This is a genomic window from Pseudarthrobacter sp. NPDC092202, assembly GCF_044755505.1.
Taxonomy (GTDB): domain Bacteria; phylum Actinomycetota; class Actinomycetes; order Actinomycetales; family Micrococcaceae; genus Arthrobacter.
In genome coordinates this window covers 297815-324071 of the sequence record NZ_JBIVRG010000003.1, presented here as the reverse complement: position 1 = coordinate 324071, position 26257 = coordinate 297815, and the positions used below count along the sequence as shown (strand labels likewise).

Genomic DNA, 26257 nt, shown 5'->3' with positions numbered 1-26257 from the left:
GTCTCCTTTCCGTGGCAGTGCTAACCATGCTAGTTCCGGCCCGCGCCCAGTCCCCGCAGCAACACCTACACGGCCACGGCAGGCCGGGTGGCCATCTCCGCCGCCTGGTGCAGCGCCTCCACCATGGACCGCGAATCCGCGATCGCCTTGCCAGCGATGTCGAACGCGGTGCCGTGGTCAACGGACGTGCGTATCACCGGCAGGCCCACCGTGATGTTCACGCCGGCCTCGATGCCCAGCACCTTCACCGGCCCGTGCCCCTGGTCGTGGTACATGGCCACCACCAGGTCGTAATCGCCCCGGCCGGCCAGGAAGAACAGCGTGTCCGCCGGCAGCGGGCCCACCGCATTGATCCCGTCCGCCTGCGCCGCCTTCACACCCGGCTCGATCTTCTCCGCTTCCTCGCCCTGGCCGAAAAGCCCGTTCTCGCCGGCGTGCGGGTTGATGGCGCAAACGCCGATCTTCGGGTTCGGGATGCCCGCACGGACCAACGCCTCGTGGCCGCGGCGGATGGTGCGCTCCACCAGGTCCGGGTTGATCTTGCGGATGGCATCCATCAGCCCGATGTGGGTGGTCACGTGGATCACCCGGATCTTGGGGGTGGAGAGCATCATGGACACTTCCTCCGTGCCCGTCAGGTGCGCCAGGAGCTCGGTGTGACCGGGGTAGATGTGCCCGGCCGAGTGCAGCGCCTCCTTGTTCAGCGGTGCGGTGCAGATGGCCTGCACCTTCCCGGCCATCGCCAGCTCGCTGGCCACCCGGATGTACTCGTACGCGGCGTGCCCCGCCACGGGGGAGAGCTGGCCCCACGCCAGGTCCTCCGGCAGCAGCGCCAGGTCGATCACGTTCACCCTGCCCGGCGTGAACACCGCATCCTCCACGTTCTCAATGCTCTGGATGTCCGCCTCGATCCCAAGGACGTCAGCGGCCTGGCGCAGGCGCAGCGCGTCGCCGATCACCACGGGCCGACACTCGGCATTGCTCTGCGGATCCAGCACGGCGGCCACCACCACCTCCGGCCCCACGCCGGCGCCGTCGCCCATGGTCACGGCCACGTAAGGGAGGGCGGTCTGCTCGGTCTTGCTTGCTTCGGTTGTCATGGGTGCTCCAGAGGGTTGGTCTTGAGGGGAGAGGTTGGTGGTGGGAGCCTGCGCGGACCGGCCGCGGCGCTCCCGGATTTCGTCGTAAAGCTGTAGGAGGGCGAGGTCATCGCCGAAGCTGCCGGGCTTGGTGCCCACCAGCGTCCCGTCATCGGCGCGGCTGAGCACCGCGCCGTGCTGCACGGCCGCGAGCGGCACCAGCCGATGGAGGCCAACGGCGTCCAAGACTTCCCGGGCCGTCTCACCGCCGGTGAGGATCAGGTCAGTGGGCTTTGCCTTTGCGACCTCGGATGCGAACCTCGACAGTGCCTGCACGATGCGGGCTGATCCAGACGGATCCACTTTTGAAGCTGCAAGTGTGATTGCTACGCGGCGGCCTGCCCGCAAATCCTCTGAAACCTGGGCCAGTTGGGAAGCATAGGCGCCGGTGGCTCCGGCGTACTGTGGGTGCAGCCGGACCACCGTGAAGCCTTGGGCTTCGAGTTTGGCGAGCTGCGCCCGCGCGGTTCCAGATGCGGAGCCGACGATTGCAAGAACCGGCCTGGCTGCTCCCTGCGGTTCCGCGGTGGTTGGAGCAGTCTTCGTCACAGTTTGCGCGTTTCGCGCAGTTTGTGCTGCGAGGCGCTGTGCCAGCACGTCAGCCGTACCGCCGGTACCCACCAGCACGACGCGGCGGTCGCCTGACTGAAAATCCAGCTCCAGCAAGGCTTCCACCACGGACTCCAGGTCCTGCACGGTTTCGCCGTCTGCCACCACCAGCTGCGGCTGGTCGGAATCTAGCAGCACGGACAGCATCGCGGCCAGTGAACCGGACCGCACCTCAGCCAGATTCAGCGTCTGTACCGAGGACGGATCCTCGGGGCGCAGGAGGGACGGAATGTCCGTGGGCGGGGCCGACTGTTCAGCCTGCCACAGGTCCGTCTCTGCCAGGGGAATTCCGGCAACCACAGGGCGGCCGTCAAGTACGGACCGCTGCAGCTGGGGGAGTGCTCCCGCAACAACGGCATGGAAACCAAGGCTTGTCAGCGCGGAAACTTCGGCACGCACGTTCCCGCGCCACAGGGAGTCCATCTTCTTGAACATCACCTGCGCGCCCGAAGCTTCAGGCCCGGAATAGGCGTTCTTCACCAGCGCTTCAGCAGCCGATTCAGCAAGCCCGCGCGAATGCGTATCGGTGACCACCACGTCGGTAACGGGCATCGTGAAGGAGGCGTCGCCGTCGTGCATTTCCGGAACCCTGTGAGTGCCCAGCAGCACCTGAGCGGAGAGCCCCTGCTGCACAAAGCAGTAGCCAACCTCGGCGGCGCCGGAGAAATCGTCGGCCTGCACAAATACGGAAGCCACGTTGCTCCTCTCGTCGTCGTCGGCTGAAGTCCCAAATGGGTTTTCAAGTTCTATATAGGCTTTCTCGCTCCATATAGAGCGGGAAGTTCCCCATCATCATGACACGGTTGCGCGAATCACGCTAGAGGGGTTGCGCAATATGCGCAGGAGTGGCAAAGTGATGGACACAACATTCGGCGCAGCCACTCCGGCCGGCAGCCGTCCCCCCGATCTACCGAGAGGTCAACGATGACCGTTCTTCCTCAAGGAAGTGAGATTTCCCGCCGCCGCCTGCTGCAGTTCGGCGCGGCGGCCGGGTTCCTGCTGGGCACCGGCAGCCTCGCCGGCTGCGCAGGCCCCACCGGACTGCCGGGACCCAGCACCCTGACCCTGGCCCTGAACCGCTCCCTGGTCAGCCTGGACAACAAGCTCAACCAGTTCGACGCCGCCGTCACCGTGCAGCGCGCCGTCCGCCAGGGCCTCACCGCCATCGGCCCCGAAACCAAGCCCGTCCTGGTCCTGGCCGAGCGCTTCGAAATGACCGGCCCCACCGAATGGACCGTCACGCTGCGCGAAGGCATCCGCTACTCGGACAACAGCCCCGTGCAGGTGGAGGACATCGCCACCGCCCTGAAGATGTACCAGCAGGTGCAGGGCTCCTTCGTGGCCGGCTTCTTCCCCGAATTCCCCGAGGTGGTGCCCGTGGATGACCGCACCTTCAAGATGGTGTCCAAGAAGCCCATCCCCATCCTGGACTCGCTCATGAGCATGATCCTGATTACCCCCGCCGCGCAGAACAAGCCGGAGGAACTGCAGGAAGGCGTGGGCACCGGCCCGTACGTGGTCACCAAGTTCAACCGCGGCGCCGGCACCTACAGCCTGGCCCGCAACGAAAACTACTGGGGCCCGGCGCCCGAGGTGGACAACGTGGAAGTCCGGTTCCTCCCCGAGGAATCCAGCCGCGTCATCGCCCTGCGCAGCGGCGAGGTGGACGTCATCGACTCCATCACGCCCGACTCCCGCGAACAGCTCGCCGGACTTCCCGGCGTCGAACTCCAGGAAGCGTCCAGCCTCCGCCTCAACCAGATCTTCTTCAACTTCCGCAAGCCCGCCGGCCACCCGCTGGCCGATCCCCGCGTCCGCCAGGCACTGAGCATGGCCATCGACGGCGAAGCCCTGGTCCGCGACGTGCTGGTGGACTCCGTCACCCAGGCCGAAGGCGTCACACCCTCCAGCCTCACCGGGTACCACAAGACCGGCGAGTACGTTTACGATCCCGAGAAGGCCAAGGCCACCCTCGCCGAGCTGGGGGTCAAGGACCTCACCCTGAAGATCATCTGGGAAACCGGCGAGTTCGCCTCGGACACCTCCGTGATGGAGGCCCTGGTGGAGATGTTCGGCAAGATCGGCGTGAAGGCCGAGCTGCAGCAGTTCGAACCCGGCGGCAACATCCTGGCCTGGCGCCAGGGCAAGCAGGGCGACTGGGACCTCCTTGGCAACGGCTACCCCAGCCCCACCGGTCTGGCCATCACCATGCTGCAGGGCATGTACTCTGGCACCCCGGAAAGGGAAGCCACCCGCGACACCTACCAGGGCTACGTGATCCCCGAGGTCACCGCCAAAATCCAGGCCGCCTCCGCCGAAGCGGACCCGGCCCGCCGGACCGAACTGCTCAACGACGCACAGCAGGCCGTGTGGGACACCTGGCCCTGCGCCTGGGCGTTCGTCCCCAAGTCCGTCCTCGCCCACCGGGAGCGGGTGTCCAACATCAACCTGGCACCCACCAACTCCTACCCCCTCGTTGATGTCCGGCTGGAGGCCTAAGCCATGACGAACTACATCCTCAAGCGCCTGGGACAGGGCCTGCTGACCGTGTTCCTCACGGTGTCCACCGTGTTCATCCTCATCCGCATGGCCCCCGGCGACCCCGCCGTCTCCTACGCCGGCCCGCTGGCCACCACCGAACAGCTCGCGAAGGTGCGGGAGCAGTTTGGCCTGGACCGGCCGGTGCTGGAGCAGTACTGGATCTTCCTGCAGCAGCTGTTCACCGGCAACCTGGGCCAGTCCTACTCCTTCCAGGCCCCCGCCATGCAGGTGGTGGCCGAGCGGATGCCCTACACGCTGACCCTGGCCACCGCCGCGATCCTGCTGACCGCCGTCGTCGCCATCCCGCTGGGTGTGTGGATGTCCCGCCGCCCGGACACCGGCAAGGAACTCGGCGTCAACGTGCTGACCATCGCCGGGCAGTCCATGCCCGATTTCTGGACCGGCATCATGCTCCTCACCGGCTTCGCCGTCCTGATCCCCATCTTCCCGGCCTCCGGGTTCGCCACCTGGGGTGGGCTGGTGCTCCCCACCATCACCATCGCCATCCTGCAGATCGCCCTGATCTCCCGGATGGTCCGGCGCGAAATGACCAACAACCTCGCAGCCCCGTTCCTCACGGTGGCCCGTTCCCGCGGCGTCCGCAGCTCCGCCCTCACCTGGCGCTACGCCATGGGCAACTCCGCCATCCCGGTCTTCACCGCCCTGGGCACCCGGTTCGCCGCGATGCTCAACGGTGTTGTGGTGGTGGAAGTGGTGTTCGCCTGGCCCGGCGTCGGCTCCCTGATTGTCCGGGCCCTCGAAACCCGCGACTACCCCCTCATCCAGGCCACGGTCCTCCTCACCGCGCTGCTGGCGGTGGCTGTCCAGTTGCTGATCGACCTCGCCTACCCGCTTCTTGATCCCCGTGTTCGTCTTGGAAAGGCGGCAGCAGCATGAGCCTCGACACCGCAACACCTACTTCCGGCGGAGCCGGAAACACAGCCCGGCAGCCCAGCCCCAGCGCCGTCACCAAGGCGGACATCGCCAAGGCAGGCGCCACCCGCCGTCGTAATGCCGCCAAGTGGAAGCTCATCGTGGGCACCGTCTGCACCCTGCTGGTGATCATCCCGATCATCCTGGCCCAGGTGCTCCCGCTGCCGGACGCCAACTTCCAGGACCTCGGTGCCCGGCGCCTGCCGCCGCTCACCGACGGCCACCTGTTCGGCACCGACCAGCTGGGCCGCGACCTCCTCTCCCGTGTACTGCACGGCGGCCAGGTCTCGCTGACCATCGGACTGCTGGCCGTGCTGGTCTCCGGCGCCATCGGCATCATCCTCGGCGCGGCCGCCGGCTACTTCGGCGGCTGGGTGGACACCATCGTCTCCCGCCTCCTCGAAGCCCAGATGTCCCTGCCGCTGCTCATGATGCTGCTGCTGGTGGTGGCCCTGTTCGGCCCCTCCATCCCGGTGATCACCTTCGTGATCGCCATCGCCCAATGGCCCGAAGTTGCACGCCTCACCCGCTCCATGGTGCTGGTGGAACGCGAAAAGCCCTACGTGTCCGCCGCCCGGATCCTGGGGCTGCACAAGATCCAGATCCTGATCCAGCACATCATCCCCAACGTCATCAAGCAGGCAACCCTGGTGGTGCTGCTCCTGCTGGCCCAGGCCGTGCTGCTCGAATCCGCTTTGTCCTTCCTGGGTGCCGGCCCGCAGCGGCCCTTCGCCACCTGGGGCCGCATCATCTCCGACGGCCAGGACTACATCACCACCTCCTGGTGGATGGTCACCCTGCCCGGCCTGGTGATCGTGCTCATGGTGGTGGGCGTCAACCTGCTGGGCGACGGCCTCCGCGACCGTCCCCGCCGCAGGAAGAAGGGTGCCTGACATGACTACCTCTTTCACCGAACAGCCGCTCCTGGAGGTCCGCGACTTCCAGGTGGAACTGATCACCGACGCCGGTATCATCCGCGCCGTGGACTCCGTCAGCTTCAGCATCCACCGGGGCGAGACGGTCACCATCATTGGTGAGTCCGGCTCCGGAAAGTCGACGACGGCGATGGGCATCCTCCGCCTGCTGCCCGAGGACCTGGCGGTACTGTCCGGCACCGTGATGATTGACGGCGTCGACATCAGCGCCGACCCCAAGGCCATCAACAAGGTGCGCGGCAGGACCCTCGCCCTGATCCCGCAGGATCCCATGACGGCGCTGAGCCCGGTGCACTCGATCGGCAGCCAGCTGTTCGAGGCCATCCGGATCGCCGGCGCCGCCTCCGCCAAGGACAAGGCCGCGCTGCAGGCCCGGGCCATCCGGCTGCTGGAGCAGGTGCACATCCCGACGCCGGAAAAGCAGCTGAAGAAGTACCCGCACCAGCTCTCCGGCGGCATGCTGCAGCGTGTGCTGATCGCCATCGCGCTGGCTTCCGAACCGCAGCTGCTGGTGGCGGACGAGCCGACGTCGGCCCTGGACGTCACCGTGCAGGGCGGCATCCTGGACCTGCTGCTGGAACTGCAGGAGCAGCGCGGCATCGGCATCCTGATGATCACGCACGATCTCGGTGTGGCCCGGCTGATTTCGGACCGCATCCACGTGATGAAGGACGGCTCGTTCGTTGAGTCCGGCGAGGTCCAGCAGATCGTGGACAACCCCGCCACGCAGTACACCCGGGACCTGCTGGCCGCCGTGCCGGTGCTGGGGCCGTGGGATGAAACGCCCGCCGGCACCCCCGGACGCCGCGCTGCGCACGCCGGATCCTCAGCCACTACTGACCCAGCCCTCACCCAGACCGGAGCAAAGCCATGACAGAGCCGTTCCTCGCCGTCGAAAACCTCGTGGTGGACTACCACGTGCCGGGCGGCACCTTCCGGGCCGTGGACGACGTCTCGTTCTCCGTGGACAAAGGCAAAACGATCGCCGTGGTGGGTGAATCCGGCTGCGGCAAGTCCACCATCGCCAAGGCACTGATGCGGCTGGTGACCCCCACCAGCGGGCGGATCGAGCTGGACGGCACGGACATCGCGGCCATGAGCGAGGCCAAGCTGCGGCCCATGCGCTCCAAATTCCAGATGGTGTTCCAGGACCCGTACGGCTCGCTGGATCCGCATATGACGGCCCAGGAGATCGTGGCCGAGCCGCTGAAACTGCAGGGCGTCCGGTCTAAGGCCGAGCGGCACAAGGCGGCGGCGAAGCTGATTGACCAGGTGGGCCTGCCCGTGAAGTCCCTGGACAAGCACCCGTCCGAGTTCTCCGGCGGCCAGCGCCAGCGCATCGGGATCGCCCGGGCTCTCGCGTCCAAGCCCGAACTGCTTGTCTGCGACGAGGCCACCAGCGCCCTGGATGTGTCCGTGCAGGCGCAGGTGCTGCGGCTGCTGAAGTCCATCCAGGACGAATCCGGCATCACCTACGTGTTCATCTCGCACAACCTTGGCGTGGTGCAGGAGATCAGCGATAGCGTCATGGTGATGCAGCGCGGCAAGCTCGTGGAACACGGCTCCACCGCGTCCGTCCTGACGGCCCCCAAGGAGGACTACACCCGCAAACTCCGCCGCGCGGCGCTGGACCCCTCCACCATGACGGGCTTGAAGCCACGGCACCTGGTCCGCTCCCTGGCGCTGGCCAACCAGTCCAACTGACCCTTTGAATTACGCAACCACGAGGAATCAACGCATGAGCACGCAGCCCGAAGGCGCCCAGGTGGACGGCCTGAAACTCCCCATCTCCCGGCTGGTCCTGGGGACCATGACGTTCGGCGACACCGTTGACGAGGCCACCGCGGGGCGGATGGTGGAGGAAGCGCTCGACGCCGGCATCACCACCATCGACACCGCCAACGCCTACGTGGGCGGCGTGACTGAGGAGATGCTTGCGCGCCTCCTGAAGGGAAAGCGCGACGGCGTCATCCTGGCTTCCAAGGCCGGCATGCCTCACGCCGACGCCGGCTCCAATTCGCCGCTCTCGCCCGCGGGGCTGCGGGCCAGTGTGGAGGGGAGCCTGCGCCGGCTGGGCACGGACAGCATCGACCTGTTCTACCTGCACCAGCCGGACCGGGCCACGCCTCTCTCTGAAACCCTGTCCACGGTGGCCGAGCTGGTCGCGGAGGGGAAGATCGGCGCGCTGGGTGTGTCCAACTTCGCCGCCTGGCAGATCGCCGACGTCATCCACACCGCACGGGAAGTGGGGGCGCCGCGGCCCGTCGTCGCGCAGCAGCTGTACAACCTGGTGGCACGCAGGCTGGAGGAGGAGTACCTCGAATTCGCCGCCACCCACAACGTGCACACCATGGTTTACAACCCGCTGGGCGGCGGGCTGCTCACCGGCAAGCACAGCTTTGATGCCAAGCCCACCGAGGGCCGCTACGGCGATTCCAAGCTCGCCGCCATGTACACACAGCGGTACTGGGACAAGCAGCTGTTCGACGCGATCGGGGAGCTGTCCCGCATCGCTTCCGATGCCGAAGTTTCGCTGGCCGAGCTGTCGCTGCGCTGGCTCGCCTACCGGGACGGTGTGGGCTCCATGCTGCTCGGCGGGTCCAAGGTGGAACAGCTGCGTGCCAACATCGCCGCCGTGGCCAACGGGCCGCTGCCGGCCGACGTGGTGGAAGCCTGCGATGCCGTCGGCACCTCGCTGCGCGGCCCGATGCCCGCCTACAACCGCTGACTTCTCCCTTACTGACCGAACCGACTTCTTTGCTGAACCCACTGACTGAAGGACTCTGATGACCTCCGAACTGGCCCTCGAATTCGCCCGCAAGATCCGCGCCCGTGAGCAGGCGGTGGGCTACTGGGCGGTGCTGGACGCGCCCGTGGCTACCGAACGCATCGGCCGCCTCGGCTACGACTACGTGGCACTGGACGCCCAGCACGGCCTGCTCGGCTACTCGGGCGTGCTCAACGGGCTGATGGCCATCGACGCCGGGCACACCGCCGCCGGCATGGTCCGGGTGGAGGCCAACGACTTTACCGCGATCGGTAAGGCACTCGACGCCGGCGCGGTGGGCGTCATCGTCCCGCTCATCAACAACGCGGAGGATGCAGCCGCCGCCGTGTCCGCCGCCAAGTATCCGCCCATGGGCGGCCGCTCCTACGGACCCATGCGCTCCGCCCTGCGGATCGGGCCCAAGCCGGCCGACGCCAACGGCACCACCCTGGTGTTCGCCATGATCGAGACGCCGGAGGGGCTGGCCAACGTCAAGGAAATCTGCGCCACCCCCGGCCTGGACGGCATCTACGTGGGCCCGTCTGACCTGTCAATCGCCGTGGGCGGGGCTTTCCCCGGGGACCCCGCCGTCGACGCCGAATTCAACTCGGCGCTGGAGACCATCGCCGAGGCCGCCGCCTCCGCGGGCATCGCCGCCGGCATCCACACCCCTGCCGGCACCGTGGCCAACCAGCGGCTGAAGCAGGGCTACACCTTCACCACCATTGCCTCGGACCTGACGCACCTGGAACAGATCGCCAAGTCCCACCTCGACGCCGCCACCAAGAAGGACTGACTTCCATGCAGAACACCACCACCGACGCGTACAGCACCATCACCCCGGACGGCCAGGTGAAGCGGGCCGACGGCGCCGACTTCGCCTACCTGCCCGCACCCACCGTGCAGAGCCACGCCGCCAACCTCCTCACCCTGCCGGACGGCCGGCTCGGCTGCGTCTGGTTCGGTGGCACCCAGGAAGGCGTGCCGGACATCTCCATCTGGTTCTCCGCCCTGGAGCCGGGCAGCAGCCAGTGGTCGGAGCCGCAGCAGCTCTCCAACGACTCCACCCGTTCCGAGCAGAACCCCATCCTGTTCACGAACACAGATGGCGCACTCTGGCTGCTGTACACAGCTCAAAAGGCGGGCAACCAGGACACCGCCGAGGTCCGCCGTCGTATGTCCACGGACAGTGGCCGCACCTGGGGCGAGGTGGAAACGCTGTTCCCCGCCAACGAAACCGGCGGCGTGTTTGTCCGCCAGCTGCCGGTGGTGCTGCCGTCCGGCCGCCTGATGGTGCCGATCTTCCGCTGCATTACCGTGCCGGGGGAGAAATGGGTGGGCAACAGCGACGACAGCGCGGTGATGATTTCCGACGACGCCGGTGCCACCTGGACCGGGCACGTCCTGCCCGGCAGCCTCGGCTGTGTCCACATGAACATCCAGCCCGTGGCGGACGGTTCGCTGCTGGCCCTGTTCCGCAGCCGCTGGGCGGACTCGATCTACGAGTCCCGCTCCAACGACGACGGATCCACCTGGAGCGAGCCGGTTCCCACCGAGCTGCCGAACAACAACTCCTCCGTCCAGTTCACGGCGCTCGCGGACGGCCGCCTGGCCCTGGTCTACAACCACAGCCGGGCGGGGGAGGGCACCGACCGGCGCCTGTCCCTCTACGACGAAATCGACGACGACGGCCTGGCCGAGGAGCAGGGCCAGGTCGCCGAGCCGGACGCCGCAGCTTTCTCCGAGGACGACGGCGTCAAGCGCGCCTTCTGGGGAACGCCGCGCTCGCCGATGACGCTGGCCATCTCCGAGGACTCCGGCCGTTCGTGGCCCATCCGCCGGAACCTGGACGTGGGGGACGGGTACTGCCTGTCCAACAACTCCCGCGACGGGCTCAACCGCGAATACTCCTACCCGTCCATCCACCAGGGCCCGGACGGTTCCCTGAACATCGCGTACACGTACTTCCGGCAGGCCATCAAGTTCGTCCGAGTGGACCCGCAGTGGGCGTACGAGGGCACCACCACCCCGGGCGGGGACGAATGACCGGCGCGAAGCACGCCGTTGTCACCGGAACCAGCTCGGGTATCGGCAAGGCGATAGCTCAGCGCCTGCTCGCCGACGGATGGCGGGTGACCGGCCTGAGCCGGACCGAGTCCTCATTGGAGGGGAAGTTCGATTGGCTGCAGGCCGACCTGTCGGAGCCCGAGGCCCTAGAGGCTGTGGTCTCGGGTCTCGAACCGGCGGACGCACTGGTGCACGCCGCCGGTTTCCAACGGACCGCCCACCTGGGTTCCCTTGACCCGTCTGCACTGGCAGGGATGTTCACAGTGCACGTGGCGGCGGCTTCCGTGCTGGCCAACGCTTTGGTGCCGACGATGTCCGACGGCGGCAGGATCGTCCTGCTGGGCAGCCGCACCTCAACGGGGATGCCGGGCAAGAGCCATTACGCCGCGACGAAGGCTGCCCTGATGGGGCTCGGCCGGACGTGGGCGCAGGAGCTCGCGCCGCGGGGGATCACCGTCAACGTGCTGTCTCCAGGGCCCACCGATACCCCGATGCTGAACGACCCCGGCCGCGCCGCCACTCCGGTGAAGATGCCCGCCCTCGGTGCCCTGGTGGACCCGGAGGACGTGGCCGCCCTGGCCGCGTTCCTCCTGGGCCCGCACGGCAAGTCGATCACCGGCCAGAACTACGTGATCTGCGGAGGCGCCTCCCTCTAGCCACCCCGCGAAACCCCTGTTCCCAACCAACCCACCCCCGAACGAACCCCAAACCCCCTGCGACGCTCTATCACTTGATGTCGCTTTTCCGGAGACGCTCCATCACTTGACGTCGGTTTTCCCGAGACGCTCTATCACCTCCTGCGGGTTTGGGGTGGCGCTCTCGCAGCTTTCACTTTCATGACCAAAGGTCCCAGCCGGGCTGGCACAACCCGGTGCGAGGATGTTCGCCTGCGGCCCGGCCGAGCGCAGAGATCTGGGGCTTCAAAGATCAAAGATCAGCATGTTCACGATTGCAAGGACCATGATGAAGGCAGCCTCTCTGGGCCGGGTTTGTTGATTGGACGCAGGTCATTAACAGGTGCAAGGGTGGACGCGTGAATGCCGACATCAACTTCTATTTCGACCCGGTCTGCCCTTTCGCCTGGATGACAAGCAAGTGGGTGCGGCAGGTGCAGGCGCAGCGCGAGTACACCGTGGACTGGCGGGTCATTTCGTTGCGGCAGATCAACGCCCACGTTGACTACGACGCGCATTTCCCGCCTGAGTACGAGGCCGGACACACCGCCGGGCTCCGGCTCCTGAGGGTGGCGGCCCGGGCACGTGCGGAGCATGGCCGCGAGTCCATCGCCCGCCTGTACGAGGCGTTCGGGACACACATCTTCGAAGCTGCCCCGGACATGGACCAGCGCACTGAAAACGAGATGCGTGAGCGGCGCGGGACGCGTGAGTTTGTGGAGCCGCTCCTCGCTGAGGCCGGATTGCCGTTAGAGCTTGCGAAGGCTCTCGACGACGACTCCTGGGACCGCGAGATACGGCAGGAGACTGATGAGGCGTTGGCGCTGACAGGCAAGGATGTGGGCACGCCCATCATCCACTTTGAGCCGCCCGCCGGAGTGGCGTTTTTTGGGCCGGTGATCAGCCGGTTGCCGGAGGAAGAGTCGGCCGCCGAGCTGTGGGACCACGTGGTGGGGCTGGCACGCTTCCCGGGCTTCGCGGAGCTTAAGCGCAGCCTCCGTGAGCAGCCGCAGCTTCCTGCCTTCGGAGTCGCCGCAGATACCGTCGGCCAGCAGGAGGACTGGCACGGCGGCAGCCGGCGTCAGAAGAAATGACCCCCAGTAAGGATGGATCCATGAACCAGAGCAGCATCCGCCAATACCAGGAGTCCACCACGGTCCAGGCATCAGCCGAGACGCTCTACGACCTGGTCTCCGACATCACCCGCACCGGTGAGTGGAGCCCGATTTGCACGTCGTGCTGGTGGGACGACGAGGACAGCGCCAGCCAGCCCGGTGCATGGTTCACCGGGCGCAACGAGCTGCCGCAGCGGACCTGGGAGACCCGGTCCCAGGTGGTGGCTGCCGAGCGCGGCCGCGAGTTCGCCTGGGTGGTGGGCGGAAAATTTGTCCGCTGGGGCTTCACCCTCACCCCGGCAGATGGCGGGACCATGCTCACCGAGTCCTGGGAATTCCTGCCGGACGGGATAGCAATGTTCGAGGAGAAGTTCGGCGAAGGGGCATCAACCCAGATCGCCGACCGCACCCAGCAGGCGCTCGACGGCATTCCGAAAACGCTCGCCGCGATCAAACGAATCGCTGAATCCGTCAATGCACATGAGGAGGCTCCGTCCTAGGACGGGAACTCCTGCATCACAGAGAGGTGCCCGGCGCGGGCCCGATGGCCTTACCCCTGTCCGTTGCCGGTACGGGCACGCCATGCGTCGAGCTGCTCGATGGTTTCCGGATGCTCGTAGGCAATCTTCTGCCGGCTGTCCAGCGAGATGGTGTTGCTGTGGGTCCTGATGCCCTCCGGGATCTGCCGCCCGGGGCCGCTGGAGCGCACGAAGTTGTCCTTGGCGCCCACAAAGCTGTTCCTGGCAATCTCGATGTCGCAGGGCAGATCCACGTCATAGGTCAGCAGGTGTGTGCCCATGCCTGCCTGGTCCGGGCGGATGTTGGCAGCCCATGAGAAGCCGGCATCGCGGCACTCGTTATCCGTGAACGCGCATCGGATGTGTCCCGTCCCTGCAGCCGGTGTTCCCCGGGACCAGACCTCCAGGCTCTGGTTGCAGTTCTCAATGGTGTTGCCCACGAACCTGCAGTCCGTCCACGCAACGTTGGACCCCTCGGCACTGCCCTGCATGGTGGTGCCCGTGTCATACGTCTGCCGGATCGTGTTGCCCTGGACCAGCACGTTCGCGCAGCCAATCCAGATTTCCACGCCGTTCCCGTACCGGGTGGTCTTTGATACCCGCGAACCGCCGATTTCCTCAATCACGCAGCCCGTGATCTGCGCGTTCTGGGTCCCGTAAATTCCTACACCGTGGGCGCCGTGGCCAAGGATGTGCAGGTCCGAGGCGTTGGTGTTGGAGGCGGGACGGAAACCCTGCTGCTTCACGGCTATCTCCACGCCGGCACCCGGGGATGCGCCCAGCCTCACGTACACGTGGGTATCGTCGCTGTAAAAATCCCAGTCCTGCGCCAGATCAGCCAGGTTCCACCGTTTCCAGCCGTGGATGGTGCCGCCGGCCTTCAGGAATCCGACGTCCGTTGAGGTTCCGGCCGTGTTGCCGGCGAACTCCCCGGATCCGGCCGTCAGGTTCAGCTTCCACACGTTGGGGCTGTGCAGCACCCACGCGTCCTTGCTCACCTTGTAGCCGTTGATCTGTGGCAGCGCCCCACTGCCGTAGGAGCCGAGGGTAAAAGCTCCCGTTGTCCCTTTCAGCACAGGAACCTTGAGGGAGCCCCAAAACACGTCACCGCGCCGCAACAAGACCGCGTCGCCGCGCCCCACTTCGCCGGTGTCGAGCGCAGCCCTGACCCTCCCAAGCGTCTGCCAGGGTGCTGCCTTGGTGCCCGGGTTGGCATCGTCCCCGCCGGTGCTCACGAAGCGGGCGTTGGCGTAGGCAGGGGACGGAACAACCGCCGTGGCCGGGGGAGTAAGCGCGCTGGGCACCCCGGCCGTTACTGCCGCAGCCCCAATCCACTCCAGGAACCGCCGGCGCCCCAGCATCATGATGTCTCACCGGCCAGGGACTCGGTACGGCGGCAGGTTGACGGGCGGTGGAGGGGTTTAGAAAAAGGCACCAGAAGATTTTACTAGCCCTGGACTGCCCGGCGCACATCGCCGCTACCTGCGCGTTAGCGGAGGGTCATGCGACCTTGGCATGTGGCACACGTACTCGTGGCTACGTTGGAGGCGCACTCATCCCTAAAAGTAGGCGTGACCCGTTGACAGGCAAAGTTGCGCAGGACTGGCAGGTGATACCGATCCGGGGGAGTGTCCACTGCGAAACGCCCGACGCCTCGCCTCGGCGCATGTCTTGGACAAGCATCAATTCCCGGACTGTCCGGGCAAGCCCTCCGTACACTGGGGTTCATGGTCTCCCGCATCAGCGAACTAGTCATCAACTGTGCCGATCCGGAACTCCTGGCGGGATTCTGGAGCCAGGTGCTCGGATATGTCGAGCTCGACCGGGAGGACGGTGCCATCGAGATCGGCCCGCCGGACGCCGGGTTCGGCGGCCTGCAGCCCACCATCATCCTGAGCCCGAGCAGCAACCCGCGGACCGGACGCCTCCCCCTGCACATTGACGTCAACCCGGTGGACCGGGACCAGGACGCCGAGCTGGAACGCCTGCTTGCCCTGGGGGCCCGCCCCGCCGACGTCGGGCAGACCGGCAGCGAGCAGTGGCACGTCCTGGCCGACCCTGAAGGCAACGAGTTCTGCCTCCTGCGCAAGCGGCTTGACCCCTGACAGGCTACGGGAGCGGCTGCCTCTCGCCGGCGGCAACCGCACCGTCAGGCGGGACGTAGGTCCGGCGTCGCCGTTCCAGCCGCATCCGTTGTCCCGGGGCAGGCATCCCGCTCCCTTGACAGCCCATCCGGGCTTAAGGAACATCAGAGGTGCCGGTGCGCCTGGTTGTCCCTCGCGGGATGACCTGCGGGCCGGCTTCCTGGAGGGTTATCGGATGCAGCCAGCACTCCCGCGGCACAGATCCCTCCGGAGCGTGGCCGCAGCCGCCGCAACCCTCCTGGCCGTCTCTGTTGCGGGTTGCACTTTCACCCCGCAACCTACTCCGCAGCCGCCGGACCAGCCGTCCCCAACTGTTTCGTCCCCGGCAGCTACCCCTACGGCAGCCCTGCCACCGCCGCATGGCAAGCCTGTCTTTCCCCTCCGTGATGTCCAGATCGCTGCAGTGGGCGACATGAACGGCGTGCGGACCTATGCTCCTGACAGCCCGTCCGGCCGGAACGCTGCGGCGATCACGCGGCTGGTGCAAAACAACGAAATTGATGCGTTCCTGGGGATCGGAGATTTCCAGTACGACGCCGCGTACTGCGAGGACTATGTGAAGTATTGGACGAGGCTCTGGGCGGGCACTTTGCCCAAGCTTTACTGGGTATCCGCCCCCAACCACGACTGGAAACCCGGCCGCAATGAGGACCTCGACGATTTCATGAACGGCCAGTGCCCGGGGTCCACTGCGAAGGCAGCAATCAACCATGAGCGCGGGTTCATCGAAAACGGGCAGCCCTACTCGAAGGACTTTGGGAACTGGCATTTCGCGTTCCTGTCCTCGGCGCACTGGCGGTACAACCCGGCGCGGGCCCAGGCGCTCACAACGTGGCTGGACCGGGACCTCGCTGCCGCCAAGGCTGCGGGCAGGCACCTGGCAGTGGTGCACCACGAGCCGTACTTCACCTCCAGCACCGAAACGCATGAGCGGAACGTGGACCACAAGCCGTGGATCGATGTGATGTGGAAGCACCGGGTCCGCCTGACCCTGTCCGGGTCGCAGCATAACTACGAACGCTCGTGCCCGGTGAACAACGCCGACCAGTGCGTCAGCGACGGGATCACGTCCTTCCAGGTCTCCACGGGCGGCGTCGGCCTCCGCCCCTTCACCAGCAGCCCGCCGTACGTCGTCAAGCGCTTCAGCGACACCCACGGGTTCCTCCGGCTGACACTGCGGGTGGACGGGTCCTTCGACTGGACCTTCGTGCCGACGTCGGGGTCCAGCACCGATGAGGGGACCCGTCCTGCAGCGCATTAATACAGAGAGTACGACGGCGGTGCTGCCGCCGGCTTTGTGCGGGCGGTGACGCCGGTCCTGCCGGCATGGGACACTTCGGCCATGGGCATCGAACAGTGGTGGACGAAGCTGCAGCCATCGACGCGGCAGTGGCTGATCAACAACAACGGAGATCAGGTTCCGGCGGCAATAGTGGCCGAGATTGCGGAGGCCGGCGGACCGGCCAGCGATGACTCCTGGTGGGCCGGCCAAGATGAAACCCCGGGGCAATACTTCCCGGACGACGCCATCGACTGGGTCGAAGCCACCGCGAACGAGGAAGAGCCCGGCTAGGATCACGGACCCTGTTTTCGGGACCAATGGCCCGTCCCGGCCGCCGCGCCGTCCATCAGACTGGAGAGTGCACGATCGGAGGTTCAGGAATGGCTGTTCTGGTTGCCTATGCCAGCGCGATGGGTTCCACGCAGGAGATCGCCCAACATATGGCGGACCGCATGGCGTCTGCGCTGGACGGCGTCGAGTGCCGGTCGGTGGACGAGGTGGAGAACGTCTCCGGCTACGACGCAATTGTGATCGGCAGCGCCATCCACAATCAGTCGTGGTTGCCCGCGGCCGGTCAGTTCTTCGCCCGGCATGCGCCCGAGCTGGCCAAGCGGCCCGTCTGGGCCTTCAACGTGGGGATGGCGGATGCACTGCCAAAGCCGTTCCGCAAAAAAGGCGCGGCATTGCAACAGGCACGCCTGGCAGGTGTGCTGCCCCCGGACGTTGCGCTTCGCGGCCACCGCATGTTCTCCGGCGTCTACAAGGCAGACCAGATGTCGTCAGCGCTGCGCGTCCTGTTCCGGATCACCGGCGGCCGTTTCGGGGATTTCCGGGACTGGACCGCCATCGATGCCTGGACCGACGAGATCGCGGCCCAGCTCGCCACACCAGCGTCGCCCACCTCCCCGGGCAGCGCCACCGCATAACGACGGCGGCCTGCGCGCCTGCGGTCCTGTCGCCTTAAGCCAGGTACGGCTCAGTCCATAACAACCGGCGGCGCGGCCGGCAGGAATGCCAGCCGCGCCGCCGTCGTACTTCTCCAGGAGAGGCTACGCAGGCACCCGCCTGCAACCGCTTTAGGAAACCTGCAGTCCGCCGTTGATGTCGTAGGTGGCCGCGGTGATGAAGCCGGCGTCCTCGCCCATGAGGAAGGCCATCAAAGCGGCCATGTCAGTCACTGTTCCCACGCGGCCCACCAGGATGTCCTTGGACATCTCCTTCTTCCGCTCATCGGTCAGCGTGCCGCCCATGATGTCCGTGTCCACGGGCCCCGGGGCGATGCAGTTGACGGTGATTCCGTGCTCGCCCATCTCGCGGGCCAGCGCCCGGGTGAAGCCGATGATCCCGGCCTTGGCAGAGCTGTACGCCACCTTGGAGTAGGTGCCGCCGCCGCGCTGGGCGGAGATGGACGAGATGCTCACCACCCGGCCAAGCTTCCGGTCGATCATGCCGCCCAGCACGCGCTGGGTCACCAGGAACGTCCCGGTCATGTTGATCGCGAAGACACGCTCCCAGCCTTCCTTGGTTTCCTCCATGAAGGGACGCGGCGAGCTGATGCCGGCGATGTTGGCCAGCGCCACGATGGGAGGCAGTTCCGCCTCCACTTTGCTGATGGCGGCATCGATGGACGCCTCGTCCGAGACATCCGTCTGCAGGCCCAGCGCCTGCACGCCGTGCTTGTCCCCGATCTCCTTGGCGGCCAGGGCGGCAGCCTCGCCGTCAATGTCCAGGATGGCAATGTTCCAGCCCTCGCGGGCCAGCCTGTCTGCAGTGGCGCGGCCAATGCCGCGCTCCGAGGCGGCGCCGGTCAGGACGGCCGTGCGGGAAGCGGGAAAAGCGGTGGTTTCGGTCATTCTGGTTCAACTCCTGTGTTGGATTCCTGGGCTTTGATGAAGCGTGCGTAGTCGTCGTAGGTCTGGTTGATGTGCTCGTCCATGGCCTTGCGGGCTGTTTCCGGTTCTCCCGTGGCAATCGCCGCCAGGACCAGCCGGTGGTGCTCCAGGGCATGGCGCTGGACTTCCGGGAATGCCGAGGTTTCCCGCCGCGTGGTGTACAGCAGGTGGCCCAGCTGGCCCAGCAGCGCCGGTAGGAACGGGTTCGCCGACGCCTTGAACACCACATTGTGGAAGGCAAGGTCCGCCAGGGTCACGGCGTCCAGGTCTGCGGCCTCGTGCGCTGTTTCCAGGTCCGCAATCGCCTTCTCCATGGCGGCAAAATGCTCGGCCGTGGCGTGCCGGGCGGCCAGTTCGGCTGCCCCGGTTTCCATAATGCGGCGGACCTCGAGGAGCTTCAGGGCTGCCTCGTCAATCCCGGTGCCGCGGGCCGCGGCCCGGAGGATAGCCTCCAGGCCGGTCCATTCCTCGGGATGGTTCACAAAGGTCCCCAGGCCGCGCCTCACCGTGACGATGTTCTGGGCCTGCAGAGTCTTCAGTGCCTCGCGGACCGTCAGCCTGCTGACATCGGCCACCCTGGCGATCTCCGCCTCGGCCGGCAGCGACGACTGGGGCGGGAGCTCGCCAGAGAGGATGCGTTCCAGGAGGTTGGCGAACACAGAGTCCGCCAGCGTTATGCGGCTCACCGGCATCCCTCCTCCGTTGGCTTGTCAGATGTCTTATGTCCCGATAGTGTGGCACCCGTCACTCGACGGAGTCAATTCCAAAAGGCACTGGCGTCCTTCGAGGAGAGCCGGGCAGCGCGCCCGGGCTCTTGTCCCCAAGGAGTACATCAACGTGGATATACAACTGCTACTTGCGCTGGTACTGGGCATCGCGACCATCGTCGTGCTCGTACTGCGCACCCGGCTCGACGCGTTCGTCGCGCTGCTCATCGCCGCCCTCGTGACCGGCCTCGTGGCCGGCCAAAGCCCCCTCGACATCGTCAAAGCCATCACCACAGGCTTCGGCAACACCCTTGCCTCGATCGGCATCGTGATCGGCCTTGGCGTCGCCATCGGAAAGATCCTGGAAGTATCCGGCGCTGCCAACGCGCTTGCCCTCTCCTTCTTACGGCTCTTCGGCAAGGGCCGGGAGCCCTGGGCGATGGGCACCGTGGGTGCCCTGGTGTCCATCCCGGTCTTCTGCGACTCCGGCTACGTGATCATGAACCCGCTGGCCCGCTCCATCGCACGGGTCAAGCGCGCCGGCTACGTGACCCTGGCCCTCGCACTGGGTGTCGGCATGACCCTGACGCACCACCTGGTGCCGCCCACCCCCGGCCCCCTTGCCGTCACCGGCCTGCTGGGCGCGGACCTGGGCGCCGTCATCCTCACCGGCCTGGTGTTCACCGTCCTGCTCCTTCCGATTGCCGTGACCTACGCCAAGTGGATGGGACCCAAGCTCGAAAGCGCCGTCACCGAGGAAGTCCGCGAGGCCGTCTACGGCCGCGCCGCACTGGTGGGTGCCTCCGAAGGATCCCACCACGGCAGCACCGGAACCATCCCCAACGACGACACCCCTGCGCAGGACGAAGACCTGCCGGACGATCCCGAACTGGATCTGGGCACCCCGCCGGAGGGCGCCAAGCCGCACCGCGTCGGCGCGTTCCTGGCCTCGCTGCCCCTCCTGGTCCCGCTGCTGCTGATCGTGCTGAACACGGTCACCGGCGCCATGGACCAGAACGCCCAGGGCGTTGTGGGCGGCAAATACGAGCCGTCCGCCTGGGTTGTTCCCTTCGCCTTCATCGGCAACCCCGTGATCGCGCTGATCATCGGCGTCCTGCTGGCCGTCTACGTCCTGCTGCCGCGGTGGACCCCGCGCAGCCGGGTCCAGCACTGGTTTGCCGAGGCTGCCGCTTCGGCCGGCCTCATCCTGCTGATCACCGGCGCCGGCGGCGCCCTGGGACAGGTGCTCCGCAGCTCGGGCGTGGGTGACGCCCTGGCCGAGGCCATCGCCGCCACGGCCCTGCCCGCCTTCCTGGTGCCGTTCCTGGTGGCCACCCTGGTCCGGCTGGCCCAGGGCTCGGGCACGGTGGCAATGATCACCGCCGCCTCCGTCACGGCCCCGCTGGTGGGCACCCTCGGCATCGACCCGCTGGTGGCAGCCATGGCCTGCACCGCCGGATCCATGATCCTGAGCTACTTCAACGACTCCTACTTCTGGGTGGTCACCCGGTTCACCGGACTCGAAGGCACCGCGGCGCTCCGCGGCTGGTCCGGCATCACCACCGCCGTCTGGGCCGGCTCCATCCCACTGCTGTTCATCCTGAACCTCATCCTGGGTTGAGCCGCTCCGCTGTAGGTCTCTGACCAAGCGCCGGAAGGGCCTGGGTCCGGTTTCACACCGGGCCCAGGCCCTTCCGTGTTGGGGCTACGAATTTCGCCGCCACCTGCCGCCACCCCTCTGGCCGGGCGAGGGCGCGGACAACCGCCGTGCCATCCACGGTCCCTTGGACTCACGGGCCCTTGGCCTCTGGCCGCACGGCGGGCAGGCGGGCACAGTGGAGCCACATGCTGGATAGCGAGGGAAAGAAGGCACCATGCCCCGCACATCTGTCCTCACCGGCGCCGCGTCGGGCATCGGAAAGGCAACCAAGGACCTGCTCGAGCAGCGGGGCGAACGCGTCATTGGAGCGGACATCCACGACGCCGAGGTGGTGGTGGACCTTTCCACCGCCGAAGGGCGCGCGGCCCTGGTCCAGGAGGCGGGCAGGATCAGCGGCGGATCGATCGATGCCGTTTACGCCGTCGCCGGCCTGGCCGTCCCGGCGCCCGCCACCGTGGCCGTGAACTTCTTCGGCACGGTGGCCACCCTTGAAGGCCTCCGGCCCCTTCTGGCGGGATCAGAGGCTCCACGGGCAGTCTTCGTTTCCTCAATGGCTGCCCTCCTGCCCAGCGACGGTGGGCTCGTTGCCCTGCTGACCGAGGGGGATGAGGCGGCCGCCATGGCACGCGCCGGGGTCCTGGCGAAGGATCCAGCAACCACGGGCCAGCTGATCTACGCTTCGACCAAGCTTGCGCTCTCCCGGTGGGTCCGCCGCGAGGCTGCCACCCCGGCGTGGGCCGGGGCCGGCATCCCCCTGAATGCCGCAGCTCCCGGCGTCATCGCCACTCCGATGACAGCCGGCCTGATCGCCACCGCGGAAGCACGGGAGCAGCTGCTGCGCATGGTCCCGATGCCGCTGAACGGCATCGCCGAGCCCATCGTCGTCGCCCGCCTGCTGGCGTGGCTCAACAGCGAAGAGAACACACACCTGTGCGGGCAGGTCATCTATGTCGACGGCGGCAGCGACGCCGTCCTGCGGGGCGACTCGGTCTGGTGAGCCGCCGGCGTCGCGAGGTGCTGCACGCGTTTGAGTAACTTTTGGTTTCGCGGCCACACGGAACCCGCGCCAACTCCTGGGCCCGCAGCAGCAGCGGGCCCAAGAGTTGCGCAGTTCGGTACCAGTCCGGGCGGTTACCCGCGCGCCTGCAGGCCCGGCACGCCATCCTGGATGGCAAACGAGGCCTTCGTGCTGACCGGTGCGCCCGGCGTCGTCACGTAGTCCAGCGTGCGGAAGTCCGCCGTCATGGCATCCCGCGTGATCTTGGTGTTCACGTAGCCGCGGTTGTCATTGAAGAACTTCAGGTGCGGGTTCCACGCCATCACCGGGTCCGTGGTGGAGCCAGTCCCGTTGCCGGTGGAGGTGATGGACGTGCACACCAGCTCCGATCCCACCACGGGCGAGGCCGGATCCTTGTAGTCCACCTTGAGGTCGTTGGCCCAGTTGCGGTGCACGTCGCCGGTGAGCACGACGGCGTTGCGAACCTTCGCGTCCAGCCAGCCCTGGGTGATGCGGCGGCGGGAGGCGGCGTACCCATCCCAGCCGTCCATGGAGACGTCGTCAATCTCCAGCGCCTGCGCCCGGTCCCGCTCGGCGAAGAACACCTGCTGGCCCAGGATGTCCCACCGCTGGGTGGAGTTCCGGAACCCGTCCAGCAGCCACTTCTCCTGCTCCGCGCCGGTGATGGTCCGGTTCTCCGCGAGCCGTTCAGCCACGTTCTTCTTCCAGCCGTCACCGGCGAGCTGGTCGTCGCGGTACTGCCGGGTGTCCATCATGTGGAAGTTGGCCAGCTGGCCCCACTGGATGGTGCGGTAGATCTTCATGTCGAACCCGGCCGGCACGGAGGACCTCCGCAGCGGCATGTTCTCGTAGTACGCCTGGAACGCGGCGGTGCGGCGCTGGCGGAACCGCTCGGTGGTGTCGTTGAGCTGGCCCGCGTCGCGGTTTTCCGGGATCTCGTCCGCCCAGTTGTTGTCCACCTCGTGGTCATCCCACACCACCAGCCAGGGCGCCACCGCGTGCGCTGCCTGCAGGTCGGCGTCGGACTTGTACTGCGCGTGCCGCTGCCGGTAGCCCTGCAGCGTGGTGGTCTCCGGGCCCTGGTGGTCGCGCGGGTTCCCGCCGCCGATCACGTAGCTGTCCTTCTTGTACTCGTACAGGTAGTCGCCCAGGTGCAGCACCAGGTCCGGCTGGTCCTCGGCCAGGCGCGTGTAGGCGGTGAAGTAGCCGTGCTCGTACTGGGAGCAGCTGGCGAACGCCATGGCCAGCGCGGCAGGCGTCTCGTGCGGCGCGGGGCTGGTGAGCGTGCGGCCCACGGCGCTGAGGTGGCGGCCGCTGCGGAAGCGGTAGAAGTATTCGCGGCCGGGCTTCAGGCCCTGGAGCTCCACGTGGACGGAGTGGGCGGTTTCAATCCGGGCGTGTTCGACGCCGCGGGCTACTACGGAGCGCATGCTTGCGTCCTCAGCCACTTCCCAGGCCACGGGGACCGGGCGTGCGGGCATGCCGCCGAGGCCGTCCTCGGCCAGGGGGTCCAGCGCCAGGCGCGTCCAGATCACGAAGCCGTCCGGCCACGGCTCGCCCGACGCTATGCCGAGCATAAACGGGTCGGTGCGGAGGCCGGCGTCGTCTGCTGTTGACACGGCGACGGCGGCACCCGGCAGGGCGGCGACAAGCCCGGCACCCAGGCCGGCGGAAATGAGGGATCTGCGGGAGATGTTGTCCATGCGTCCGAACCTAGGGAGGCCGGTTGGACAGGTCTTGAGGGGAATGTAAATGGACAGTTAACTGCGTGACAAGAGATGTCTTTTTGATCAAATTCCTTTTGCTGCGCCCAACAACTCCACTGAAGCCCCTATCCAGCCAGGGCTGCGGGGAGCAAAATGACGGGATGAAAAGACTTCTTACGGCCAGTTTCGCAGCGGCAGCGTTGGTGCTGGGCGGCGTCACCCTGGCAGCCCCGGGAGCCGCGGCCGGACCGTCCCACATTGCCGGGCAGATCATGGTCAAGTTCCGGGACCACGGCGCGGCGGCCGCGGTGCTGCGGGGGTACGGCCTCAGCGACGGGCCCGAAATCGGCGGCACCGGCGCCCGCCTGATCAAGGTTCCGGCCGGGAAAGAACTCCAGCTCGTTGACGCCCTGGGCCGCAACCCGGCCGTCGAGTACGCCGAGCCGGACCAAATCGTCACTCCCGCTGCCGCCGACCAGTACATCGACCGCCAGTACGCATTGAACAACAGTGGCCAGTCCTTCACGAACACCGCCGGCACGCTGACTGTCGGCGGGGGCACAGCGGACGCGGACGTGGACGCCGTTGAAGCGTGGGGCGTCACCAAGGGCCTTGGCATTAGGGTTGCCGTGCTCGACTCCGGAGTTGCCAGTGACAACCCGGACATCGCACCGAAGGTTGTGGCGCGGGCCAACTTCAGTGGTGCCAGCACCGGCGAGGACAACTACGGCCACGGCACACACGTGTCCGGTACCGTTGCCGCCTCCGAAGGCAACACCATCGGCGTTGCCGGGGTATGTCCGGGGTGCAGCATCCTGGACGGCAAAGTCCTCAACGACAGCGGCGTGGGTTCGAGCTCAGGCCTGGCGAACGGGATCAACTGGGCGGTCACTAACGGGGCGAAGGTGATCAACATGAGCCTTGGCGTCCGGGCATCACGCACTCTGGAGACTGCCGTCAACAACGCCTGGGCCAAGGGCGCCGTGCTGGTGGCCGCTGCGGGCAACGGCGGGAACCAGACCAAAATCTACCCGGCCGGATACGCCAACGTCATCGCCGTCGCAGCCACCGACAACAAGGACGCCAAGGCCTCCTTCTCCACCTACGGGGCAAGCTGGGTGGACATCGCTGCCCCAGGCGTCAACGTCTACTCCACCTTCCCGAACCACAAGTTCTACCTGGGAACGCAAAACAACCGCTCGATGGGCTACGACGTGGGCAACGGCACCTCGATGTCGGCGCCGATTGTGGCTGCCACGGCAGCCCTCGCCTGGAGCGTCAACCCAGAATTGGACAATCAGGCCATCCGGGAGAAGGTCCAATCAAGCGCCGACAAGATCCCCGGCACCGGCACCTACTGGGCCAACGGCCGCGTCAACGCGAACAACGCAGTCCGGTAACTGCAGTCCGCAGACTGCAGGCTGAAAGCTACAACCCGGCTGCCCGCCCGCGCCGGAGGTTTTTTACATGGAGGTAGGCCATCAGTGCCAGCAGGGGAGTGTGGATGGCCGGCAGGTTGTGCGCGAACCACCTGGGCAGGTAGATGTCCGTGACGGAGCCGGACTCGGCGCCGTACCGCTTGGCCAGGCCTGTGAGCGGGCAGCGGAACCCGTTTCCGGCGAACACCAGGGTTTCGGTGGTGACCACTGCAGCGGCTATGCCCGCACGTTTGTCGGTACGCCCGGCCAGCCCGGTGATGAGCAGATAAACAACGCACGACTCAATTGACAGCCACGCCAGCGTGTGGACTGCCTTGATGGCGACGACGGCAGCATTGTTGGGCTTTGTCCCGCTGCCGGCAGCCTCACGTTGCCGCAGCCGGGGGTTCCGCCGGGGTGTCCTGCTCACCCCTGCAACTTCCCATGCGATGCCCGCGGTGCAGAAGTGCCATTAGTCCCGCCGGACGTCCAGGCTATCCACGCGAATGGCCCCGGCCGCAGCGGGAAGCTGCGGCCGGGGCCATTGTGGTTCTGGTGCGGCGGGGGCGCCGCCGCGGATCACCTTTAGGCGCGGGCCTTGTGTCCCTTGGTGAGGACCAGTGCCAGGGCAACCATGCCAATGCCCAGCACCAGGTGCAGGATGTTGTCAAAGCTGTTCAGCGGCACGAAGTTGCCGGCCGAGTCCTGGGGAACCACCAGGCCGTAGACGAACAGGACCAGGTAGATGGCACCGCCGTAGAGAAGGTAGGAGCGGGCGCCGCCGGCCGTCTTTGCCAGGGCGATGCCGGCCACGCCGAACAGCAGGTGGACGATGTTGTGCAGGGTCGAGACCTGGAACAGGCCCAGCAGCAGGGCCTCGGAGTGGTGGCCGGCAAAGTGCAGCTGGTCGAAGTTGGCCGTGATCCCGGGAACGAAGCCCAGGATGCCGACCAACAGGAACACGGCGCCGACTGCCAGTGATGCCTTTTGGACGTTGGTGCGGGTAGCCATCCCGGTGCTGGTGTGTGTTGCCACAATAGTCTCCTCATACGATATGCGTTTATGGATTAGCCGGTTTATATTCCTGCCAACCCAAGGGGTTATGCCTGCTATTCGCGGCGTTATCGCACGT

General features: G+C 66.8%; 25 protein-coding genes. 18 read left to right on the top strand and 7 right to left on the bottom strand.

All coding sequences use genetic code 11. The features are described from left to right. Positions 1–65: 65 nt before the first annotated feature. The gene (gene pdxA / locus ACIQF4_RS07680; RefSeq protein ID WP_400516742.1) at positions 66–2444 is read right to left on the bottom strand and encodes a 4-hydroxythreonine-4-phosphate dehydrogenase PdxA; all 2379 of its coding nucleotides are present in this window, start codon (positions 2442–2444) and stop codon (positions 66–68) included. Between the two features lie 228 nt (positions 2445–2672). Here pdxA and ACIQF4_RS07675 point away from each other — a divergent pair, with 228 nt between their 5' ends. The 11 genes from ACIQF4_RS07675 (at position 2673) to ACIQF4_RS07625 (ending at position 13280) form a co-directional block, all read left to right on the top strand. Continuing rightward, positions 2673–4247 carry an ABC transporter substrate-binding protein gene (locus ACIQF4_RS07675; RefSeq protein ID WP_400516741.1) on the top strand — a complete coding sequence of 525 codons (1575 nt, stop codon included), beginning with the start codon at positions 2673–2675 and terminating at the stop codon, positions 4245–4247. Positions 4248–4250: 3 nt separating this feature from the next. Beyond that, positions 4251–5186, top strand: coding sequence for an ABC transporter permease (locus ACIQF4_RS07670; RefSeq protein ID WP_400516740.1), 936 nt, complete (start codon positions 4251–4253; stop codon positions 5184–5186). Then, the gene (locus tag ACIQF4_RS07665; RefSeq protein WP_400516738.1) at positions 5183–6115 is read left to right on the top strand and encodes an ABC transporter permease; all 933 of its coding nucleotides are present in this window, start codon (positions 5183–5185) and stop codon (positions 6113–6115) included. The genes ACIQF4_RS07670 and ACIQF4_RS07665 overlap by 4 nt, the downstream gene beginning before the upstream one ends. Position 6116: 1 nt before the next feature. Then, positions 6117–7031 carry an ABC transporter ATP-binding protein gene (locus ACIQF4_RS07660; RefSeq protein WP_400516737.1) on the top strand — a complete coding sequence of 305 codons (915 nt, stop codon included), beginning with the start codon at positions 6117–6119 and terminating at the stop codon, positions 7029–7031. After that, positions 7028–7861, top strand: a complete 834-nt coding sequence (locus ACIQF4_RS07655; RefSeq protein ID WP_400516736.1) for an ATP-binding cassette domain-containing protein — start codon at positions 7028–7030, stop codon at positions 7859–7861. The genes ACIQF4_RS07660 and ACIQF4_RS07655 overlap by 4 nt, the downstream gene beginning before the upstream one ends. 34 nt (positions 7862–7895) lie before the next feature. Next, on the top strand, positions 7896–8885 hold the full coding sequence (locus ACIQF4_RS07650; protein ID WP_400516735.1) for an aldo/keto reductase: 990 nt from the start codon (positions 7896–7898) through the stop codon (positions 8883–8885). Between the two features lie 58 nt (positions 8886–8943). Beyond that, positions 8944–9720 carry an HpcH/HpaI aldolase/citrate lyase family protein gene (locus ACIQF4_RS07645; RefSeq protein ID WP_400516734.1) on the top strand — a complete coding sequence of 259 codons (777 nt, stop codon included), beginning with the start codon at positions 8944–8946 and terminating at the stop codon, positions 9718–9720. Between the two features lie 5 nt (positions 9721–9725). Then, positions 9726–10970, top strand: a complete 1245-nt coding sequence (locus ACIQF4_RS07640) for an exo-alpha-sialidase (protein ID WP_400516733.1) — start codon at positions 9726–9728, stop codon at positions 10968–10970. Beyond that, on the top strand, positions 10967–11647 hold the full coding sequence (locus tag ACIQF4_RS07635; protein WP_400516732.1) for an SDR family NAD(P)-dependent oxidoreductase: 681 nt from the start codon (positions 10967–10969) through the stop codon (positions 11645–11647). Before ACIQF4_RS07640 ends, ACIQF4_RS07635 begins: the two co-directional genes overlap by 4 nt. A 377-nt stretch (positions 11648–12024) precedes the next feature. Next, positions 12025–12759 carry a hypothetical protein gene (locus ACIQF4_RS07630; RefSeq protein WP_400516731.1) on the top strand — a complete coding sequence of 245 codons (735 nt, stop codon included), beginning with the start codon at positions 12025–12027 and terminating at the stop codon, positions 12757–12759. 20 nt (positions 12760–12779) lie between these two features. Further along, positions 12780–13280, top strand: a complete 501-nt coding sequence (locus tag ACIQF4_RS07625; protein WP_400516730.1) for an SRPBCC family protein — start codon at positions 12780–12782, stop codon at positions 13278–13280. A 50-nt stretch (positions 13281–13330) separates the two neighbouring features. On the opposite strand, the gene ACIQF4_RS07620 is transcribed toward ACIQF4_RS07625, so the two are convergent. After that, entirely contained in the window at positions 13331–14662 is a 1332-nt protein-coding gene (locus ACIQF4_RS07620; protein WP_400516729.1) for a right-handed parallel beta-helix repeat-containing protein, read from the bottom strand. Positions 14663–15025: 363 nt separating this feature from the next. Between ACIQF4_RS07620 and ACIQF4_RS07615 the strand changes: the two genes are divergently transcribed. The 4 genes from ACIQF4_RS07615 (at position 15026) to ACIQF4_RS07600 (ending at position 17650) form a co-directional block, all read left to right on the top strand. After that, on the top strand, positions 15026–15403 hold the full coding sequence (locus ACIQF4_RS07615; protein ID WP_350004350.1) for a VOC family protein: 378 nt from the start codon (positions 15026–15028) through the stop codon (positions 15401–15403). A gap of 442 nt (positions 15404–15845) precedes the next feature. Next, entirely contained in the window at positions 15846–16703 is an 858-nt protein-coding gene (locus ACIQF4_RS07610; RefSeq protein WP_400516726.1) for a hypothetical protein, read from the top strand. 81 nt (positions 16704–16784) lie between these two features. Beyond that, positions 16785–17015, top strand: a complete 231-nt coding sequence (locus ACIQF4_RS07605) for a hypothetical protein (protein ID WP_400516725.1) — start codon at positions 16785–16787, stop codon at positions 17013–17015. An 89-nt stretch (positions 17016–17104) separates the two neighbouring features. Further along, on the top strand, positions 17105–17650 hold the full coding sequence (locus ACIQF4_RS07600) for a flavodoxin domain-containing protein (RefSeq protein WP_400516724.1): 546 nt from the start codon (positions 17105–17107) through the stop codon (positions 17648–17650). A 150-nt stretch (positions 17651–17800) separates the two neighbouring features. Here ACIQF4_RS07600 and ACIQF4_RS07595 read toward each other — a convergent pair whose 3' ends face one another. Further along, positions 17801–18577, bottom strand: coding sequence for an SDR family NAD(P)-dependent oxidoreductase (locus tag ACIQF4_RS07595; protein ID WP_400516723.1), 777 nt, complete (start codon positions 18575–18577; stop codon positions 17801–17803). After that, positions 18574–19308: a FadR/GntR family transcriptional regulator gene (locus tag ACIQF4_RS07590; protein WP_400516722.1), complete on the bottom strand. Its 735-nt coding sequence runs from the start codon at positions 19306–19308 to the stop codon at positions 18574–18576. The genes ACIQF4_RS07595 and ACIQF4_RS07590 overlap by 4 nt, the downstream gene beginning before the upstream one ends. A gap of 145 nt (positions 19309–19453) precedes the next feature. Here ACIQF4_RS07590 and ACIQF4_RS07585 point away from each other — a divergent pair, with 145 nt between their 5' ends. After that, entirely contained in the window at positions 19454–20944 is a 1491-nt protein-coding gene (locus ACIQF4_RS07585) for a GntP family permease (protein ID WP_400516721.1), read from the top strand. A gap of 253 nt (positions 20945–21197) precedes the next feature. Next, positions 21198–21980, top strand: a complete 783-nt coding sequence (locus ACIQF4_RS07580) for an SDR family oxidoreductase (protein WP_400516720.1) — start codon at positions 21198–21200, stop codon at positions 21978–21980. Positions 21981–22114: 134 nt separating this feature from the next. Here the strand turns inward: ACIQF4_RS07580 and ACIQF4_RS07575 are convergent, their stop codons facing one another. Continuing rightward, positions 22115–23704: an alkaline phosphatase D family protein gene (locus tag ACIQF4_RS07575; protein WP_400516719.1), complete on the bottom strand. Its 1590-nt coding sequence runs from the start codon at positions 23702–23704 to the stop codon at positions 22115–22117. A gap of 164 nt (positions 23705–23868) precedes the next feature. On the opposite strand from ACIQF4_RS07575, the gene ACIQF4_RS07570 reads away from it, so the two are divergent. Beyond that, positions 23869–25107 carry a S8 family serine peptidase gene (locus tag ACIQF4_RS07570; RefSeq protein WP_400516718.1) on the top strand — a complete coding sequence of 413 codons (1239 nt, stop codon included), beginning with the start codon at positions 23869–23871 and terminating at the stop codon, positions 25105–25107. 28 nt (positions 25108–25135) lie between these two features. On the opposite strand, the gene ACIQF4_RS07565 is transcribed toward ACIQF4_RS07570, so the two are convergent. Both ACIQF4_RS07565 and ACIQF4_RS07560 read right to left on the bottom strand, forming a co-directional pair. Continuing rightward, a complete protein-coding gene (locus ACIQF4_RS07565) occupies positions 25136–25555 on the bottom strand; it encodes a hypothetical protein (protein WP_400516716.1) in 420 nt (139 codons plus the stop codon). A 155-nt stretch (positions 25556–25710) separates the two neighbouring features. After that, positions 25711–26160 (bottom strand): DUF4383 domain-containing protein, encoded by a 450-nt coding sequence (locus ACIQF4_RS07560; protein ID WP_400516715.1) that lies wholly within the window; start codon positions 26158–26160, stop codon positions 25711–25713. Positions 26161–26257: the final 97 nt, after the last annotated feature.

What these genes read in the sequence shown, in the direction of transcription:
- ACIQF4_RS07590 (WP_400516722.1), bottom strand. Translation starts at nt 19,308, where the DNA reads ATGCCGGTGAGCCGCATAACGCTGGCGGACTCTGTGTTCGCCAACCTC.
- ACIQF4_RS07580 (WP_400516720.1), top strand. Translation starts at nt 21,198, where the DNA reads ATGCCCCGCACATCTGTCCTCACCGGCGCCGCGTCGGGCATCGGAAAG.
- ACIQF4_RS07675 (WP_400516741.1), top strand. Translation starts at nt 2,673, where the DNA reads ATGACCGTTCTTCCTCAAGGAAGTGAGATTTCCCGCCGCCGCCTGCTG.
- ACIQF4_RS07670 (WP_400516740.1), top strand. Translation starts at nt 4,251, where the DNA reads ATGACGAACTACATCCTCAAGCGCCTGGGACAGGGCCTGCTGACCGTG.
- ACIQF4_RS07660 (WP_400516737.1), top strand. Translation starts at nt 6,117, where the DNA reads ATGACTACCTCTTTCACCGAACAGCCGCTCCTGGAGGTCCGCGACTTC.
- ACIQF4_RS07570 (WP_400516718.1), top strand. Translation starts at nt 23,869, where the DNA reads ATGAAAAGACTTCTTACGGCCAGTTTCGCAGCGGCAGCGTTGGTGCTG.
- ACIQF4_RS07620 (WP_400516729.1), bottom strand. Translation starts at nt 14,662, where the DNA reads ATGATGCTGGGGCGCCGGCGGTTCCTGGAGTGGATTGGGGCTGCGGCA.
- ACIQF4_RS07655 (WP_400516736.1), top strand. Translation starts at nt 7,028, where the DNA reads ATGACAGAGCCGTTCCTCGCCGTCGAAAACCTCGTGGTGGACTACCAC.
- ACIQF4_RS07645 (WP_400516734.1), top strand. Translation starts at nt 8,944, where the DNA reads ATGACCTCCGAACTGGCCCTCGAATTCGCCCGCAAGATCCGCGCCCGT.
- ACIQF4_RS07595 (WP_400516723.1), bottom strand. Translation starts at nt 18,577, where the DNA reads ATGACCGAAACCACCGCTTTTCCCGCTTCCCGCACGGCCGTCCTGACC.
- ACIQF4_RS07600 (WP_400516724.1), top strand. Translation starts at nt 17,105, where the DNA reads ATGGCTGTTCTGGTTGCCTATGCCAGCGCGATGGGTTCCACGCAGGAG.
- ACIQF4_RS07625 (WP_400516730.1), top strand. Translation starts at nt 12,780, where the DNA reads ATGAACCAGAGCAGCATCCGCCAATACCAGGAGTCCACCACGGTCCAG.
- ACIQF4_RS07635 (WP_400516732.1), top strand. Translation starts at nt 10,967, where the DNA reads ATGACCGGCGCGAAGCACGCCGTTGTCACCGGAACCAGCTCGGGTATC.
- ACIQF4_RS07615 (WP_350004350.1), top strand. Translation starts at nt 15,026, where the DNA reads ATGGTCTCCCGCATCAGCGAACTAGTCATCAACTGTGCCGATCCGGAA.
- ACIQF4_RS07575 (WP_400516719.1), bottom strand. Translation starts at nt 23,704, where the DNA reads ATGGACAACATCTCCCGCAGATCCCTCATTTCCGCCGGCCTGGGTGCC.
- ACIQF4_RS07640 (WP_400516733.1), top strand. Translation starts at nt 9,726, where the DNA reads ATGCAGAACACCACCACCGACGCGTACAGCACCATCACCCCGGACGGC.
- ACIQF4_RS07605 (WP_400516725.1), top strand. Translation starts at nt 16,785, where the DNA reads ATGGGCATCGAACAGTGGTGGACGAAGCTGCAGCCATCGACGCGGCAG.
- ACIQF4_RS07650 (WP_400516735.1), top strand. Translation starts at nt 7,896, where the DNA reads ATGAGCACGCAGCCCGAAGGCGCCCAGGTGGACGGCCTGAAACTCCCC.
- ACIQF4_RS07665 (WP_400516738.1), top strand. Translation starts at nt 5,183, where the DNA reads ATGAGCCTCGACACCGCAACACCTACTTCCGGCGGAGCCGGAAACACA.